The following is a 4,641-nucleotide window of genomic DNA, read 5'->3' as shown; positions in this document are numbered from 1 at the left end:
CGGCTCCCGCCGGGGGCTCCCTCCTGGTGTCACGGTTTTTGCCAACGCGAGAATAAACAAATAACATCATAATCCTGCATCGCACCACGAGTGCAAAAACACGCGCCACCGCGACTCTGCGCCAACGCCACATACCGCCGAACGTTAGGTTTAAGGCTAAAATATTCACGAAGAAAAATAATACTGAAAAAGCAAGAGTTTGCCAGTGCTTCGCACTGTCAAACACATGCTTTTAATGGTTTTCAGGTTGTTACTTCTCAGCAAAAAGTACAAGTAACCTACCACTATTTGAAGGATTAAAAAGCATTACTCGGACAATCATCCAGGGATAGAATCCGAATTAAAACAAAATCGTATACTACCACCTCAAAATGAATACAATAAAAAAAACAAGTTTTCTGAAACTTCTATATCTCATTGCAATGGTTTTAATCACGCAATCAGTCAGTGCTCAGACAACAAGTGAAGAAACTATTCTTAGCACATACATGAACCAGTTAGGCCTGCAACTTAATCCCTACCTTGATGAAAACCTCTTTCGGGGCTTCATGCCGGAGCTGGTCTTTGGAATAAGATACGCTTACCATGTGGCACCACATTTTTCAGCAGGGCCGGAGGTAAATGGGTTTTTCCCGGTCAATCTCAAATCCGGTAACGACTTGTTTTTTTTCAGGTTGGGAGCCGGAGCCTTTGCCCGGTATTCATTTTTCCCGGAGAGCAGAGTCAGGGTTTTTGCTGAAGTTTTACCATACTATTCTTACAGGTACTGGGAGGAGAATCAGTGGCTACCGGAATTAAGGGAGAGCAGATTTGGCCTTTGCCTTAGTCCTGGTGCCTCACTCTATTCCAGATCCGGTAGGTTCAGCATCGATCTCTATATTAAATTCTCCAATATTGATTTCGTCAATAGTAAGAATTATGTCTTCTCATATAAAGTGAATTATCATTTTTGATGAACAGGCCTGTAAAAATACCTCTATATGCAGTTTTGCTGATCGGCTGCACATTCTGCACAAAGATCATCGAAATCGATGTTCCATCACATGAGCCTGTACTTGTTGTCAACAGCCTTTTCACTGACGGGCAAAGGATCAGGGTCCATCTGAGTAAAACCGCGTCAGCATTCGACTATTCAACTCCAACTGTTGAAAATGGATTAGTCAGGCTTTTCTGCAATGATGAAGAAATTGACACCCTCATTTTCAATAACGGGTACTACTATTCAGATGTAGTAGCCCTGCGAAATGAAAAATACTCATTGTTTGTCAGTGCGCCTGAAATGGATGACGTGTCATCTGAAGACAGCATTCCTGAGAAGACAATGATTGAATCATATGTTCACAGGGATTCGATTATGATGGACGATAACAATCATCCGGTTATGCAATTGGAGCTGGAATTTACAGATAAACCAGGGCCGAACTTTTATGAGCTTTCCGTTATCGCAGATTACTATGTGGCTGGCTTTAATTATCGTCATAGTGTTGGTTTTAAGTACAGTACAGATCCTGTACTGGTTTCAACAGGCCTGCTTGATTATTATGCTGAATCCATTGTATTTACTGATGAATTATTTGACGGGGAACAGACAAGCATTAAGGCAAATTATTGGATTCAGACAGGTGAGATGCCTCTAATCGGAGAAGGGCCTGAATACGGTTATATTTTATTCGTGTCTCTCCGCTCAATATCCGAGTCATATTACAATTATATCAGGAAGCAGATAATCTACCAGTACAGCCTGGAATCCAACATTTTTACTGGGCTGCCGGATCCGGTACATATGTACTCAAACATTACCGGAGGTTACGGCATCTTTGCCGGTTATTCATCAGACAATAAAACGATCAATGTTGTGATCAGGTGAAAAGACTGACATTCATATTAGCTATGTTTATGTTTGCCTTGGTCATGACCCATGGCCAGCAGGTAACCATAAGCGGATATGTCTCCGATGCTGAAACGGGAGAAAAACTGATCGGCGCTACTGTTGTTTGCATTGATGACGGTTCATATGCCATCACAAACGGTTATGGTTACTATGCAATGAAGCGCCTCCCGGAAGCAGATACAATACGGCTTCAGGCATCATTTGTGGGTTACATACAGGATACCATAAAGGTTCTTCCGGACGCAAACCTGAAAATCGACTTTGAACTCATATCCGATATTGTCATTGAGGAGGTCACGGTTAAAGCTCCCCGTCCTCTTACATATGACAGGAAAAAAGAGATGAGCACAATTTCAGTCCCTGTATCGAAAGTCATTGTACTGCCCGCCTTGGGAGGAGAATCGGATATCCTTAAGACACTTCAGCTGATGCCCGGGATTCAGTCAGGCAATGAGGCCTCAAGCGGCCTCTATGTCAGAGGAGGCAGTCCTGACCAGAACCTGATAGTCATTGATGATGTACCGGTCTATTATGTAAACCATCTGGGAGGTTTTGTTTCTACATTTAATTCAGATGCCATAAACAGTATGAAACTGATAAAAGGAGGCTTCCCGGCAAGGTATGGAAGCCGCTTATCGTCTGTTCTGGACATCAGAATGAAAGAGGGGAACATGAAGGAGCAGCATGGAAATTTCATGATAGGAATGATTGCTTCAAAATACATGATTGAAGGCCCAATAAAAAAAGATACAACATCATACCTGATATCCATACGGAGGCTCATGTATGATCTTATAACCAAGCCGCTTACCTATTTTTCAAGCAGCGGGGTATCTGTCGGTTACACTTTCTATGATTTCAATGCAAAGCTGAATCATTGTTTTTCACCTGATGACAGGGTTTATCTCAGCATCTATTCAGGTGACGACAAAATAACGACCGTAAACAGGATAGAACATGAGGTAAGCAAGATGGCTCTCCAATGGGGGAATATTCTCGGTTCGTTCAGGTGGAACCATGTCTACGGAGACAGGTTGTTCAGCAACCTCACTGTCTATTCCACAAAGTATCGCCTGGATAATGAGTTTAACTACACTATGAAGGCTGATGACCTTAAAGAAGAGTCGTCATACAGGTATTTTTCAGGTATAATTGATGTTGCCGCAAAGATAGACTTTGACTATTATGTCAATCGTTTCTATTCAATTAAATATGGAGGAACGGGTATCTGGCATTTTTTCAAACCCAATACAATGACGTTTCAAACCACAGGCGACTTTGAAGAAACGAAGTCGGTCATGGGAAGCAGTAAACAGCATGGGTTTGAAACTGGCGCCTATATTGAGAATGAGATCTCCGTAGGTGGCAGGTTCTTTACAGATATTGGATTAAGGTTTTCCAACTACCGGACATCGGGAAGGAATTATTCATCGGCCGAGCCACGAGTGCTTACAAGCCTCAGACTTGGAAGCGGCACATTCGTGAAAGCATCATTTTCAACCATGACACAATATGTGCACCTGCTAACAGGTTCAGGACCAAACATGCAAAATGATACATGGGTCCCGGTAACTGACCTTATAGCGCCGTCGAAAGCCATGCAGTATGCTGTTGGAATTGAAAGAACCTTCGGTGATGGGCTGTTTGATGCAAGCCTGGAGGGTTATCATAAAACGATGAATAACCTTATTACCTACAAGGAAGGTATATCGTCACTCTCCTCATCGATCGACTGGCAATCACAGGTTGAGACAAACGGAACCGGAAAATCATACGGAATGGAGGTCCTCCTGCAGAAAAAAGCAGGGCCGGTGACTGGCTGGATCGCCTACACTTACTCAAAGACCACACGTCAGTTTGATAATATTAATTCAGGGAAGGAGTTTCCTTTTAAGTATGACAGGAACCACGATATCAGTATTGTGTATCTCCAGAGGATAAGAAGCAATATTCAATTATCAGCCACATGGGTGTATGGTACCGGTAATCCTTATACACTGGCCACGGGAAGATACAGAATGATTACCAGTCCCAGTGACAATCTTAACGCGGAGGGTAGTTACCAGGACTATGGTCTGATCTACGGAGACCTGAACTCATCGAGAATGAGGGCATACCATAAGCTTGACGTGGGAATAAATTTCTACAAAGAGGTCAGGTGGGGTGAGCGTACACTTAGTTTTAACATTTACAATCTTTATAACCGGCAGAACCCGTATTATTATTTTATTGAAAGAACAGCTGAGTATGATTCGCATCATCACGAAATACCGGGCACTCAAAGGTATGCCTTGAAGCAGCGAAGCTATTTCCCGATTATTCCATCAATTAGTTATAGTATTAAGTTTTGAATCAGATCCTGTATCGCTTAAGAAGTTGAAATCGTTCTGTCAATATTGGCTTTCAGGCACATCACGCATGAGTAGGTTCTCTGCTAGAAAAATGGTGTTGCCAATGCGTGAAGAGCCTTCAGCGAGTTTTAATGAACGGCGGTTAATTGTTTAGTTGAAAATACCAAAGGTGAATAAGCCCTAAACCTAACAGGTCGGTATATGTCATTGGCGCTCCGCACCGCGAGAACTTTCTGGCTAAAGAGGACCGTTAAGTGGTCGGCGGTGCGGCCTGCCCCGGCTCCCGCCGGGGACCCCCTGCTGGTGTCACGGTTTTTGCCAACGCGAGAAGAAACAAATAACATCATAACCCTGCATCGCACCACGAGTGCAAAAACACGCGCCACCGCGACTCTGCGC

At 43.4% G+C, this 4,641-nt stretch carries 3 protein-coding genes; all 3 read left to right on the top strand.

Annotated features, from left to right (window positions below; translation table 11 throughout):
- The first annotated feature begins 371 nt into the window (after positions 1-371).
- The 3 genes from H6550_00045 to H6550_00035 are packed head-to-tail and all read left to right on the top strand — an operon-like array spanning position 372 to position 4,242.
- On the top strand, positions 372-953 hold the full coding sequence (locus tag H6550_00045) for a hypothetical protein (GenBank protein MCB9044503.1): 582 nt from the start codon (positions 372-374) through the stop codon (positions 951-953).
- Positions 953-1,867, top strand: coding sequence for a DUF4249 domain-containing protein (locus tag H6550_00040; GenBank protein ID MCB9044502.1), 915 nt, complete (start codon positions 953-955; stop codon positions 1,865-1,867). The genes H6550_00045 and H6550_00040 overlap by 1 nt, the downstream gene beginning before the upstream one ends.
- Positions 1,864-4,242 carry a TonB-dependent receptor gene (locus H6550_00035; GenBank protein ID MCB9044501.1) on the top strand — a complete coding sequence of 793 codons (2,379 nt, stop codon included), beginning with the start codon at positions 1,864-1,866 and terminating at the stop codon, positions 4,240-4,242. Before H6550_00040 ends, H6550_00035 begins: the two co-directional genes overlap by 4 nt.
- Positions 4,243-4,641: the final 399 nt, after the last annotated feature.

The sequence above is a fragment of the Chitinophagales bacterium genome (assembly GCA_020636495.1).
Lineage (GTDB): Bacteria > Bacteroidota > Bacteroidia > Chitinophagales > Chitinophagaceae > UBA5543.
This window is presented reverse-complemented; position numbering and strand designations above follow the sequence as displayed.

Excerpts from the sequence above, each read along its gene's own strand:
- H6550_00040 (MCB9044502.1), top strand. The coding sequence starts at position 953 with ATGAACAGGCCTGTAAAAATACCTCTATATGCAGTTTTGCTGATCGGC.
- H6550_00045 (MCB9044503.1), top strand. The coding sequence starts at position 372 with ATGAATACAATAAAAAAAACAAGTTTTCTGAAACTTCTATATCTCATT.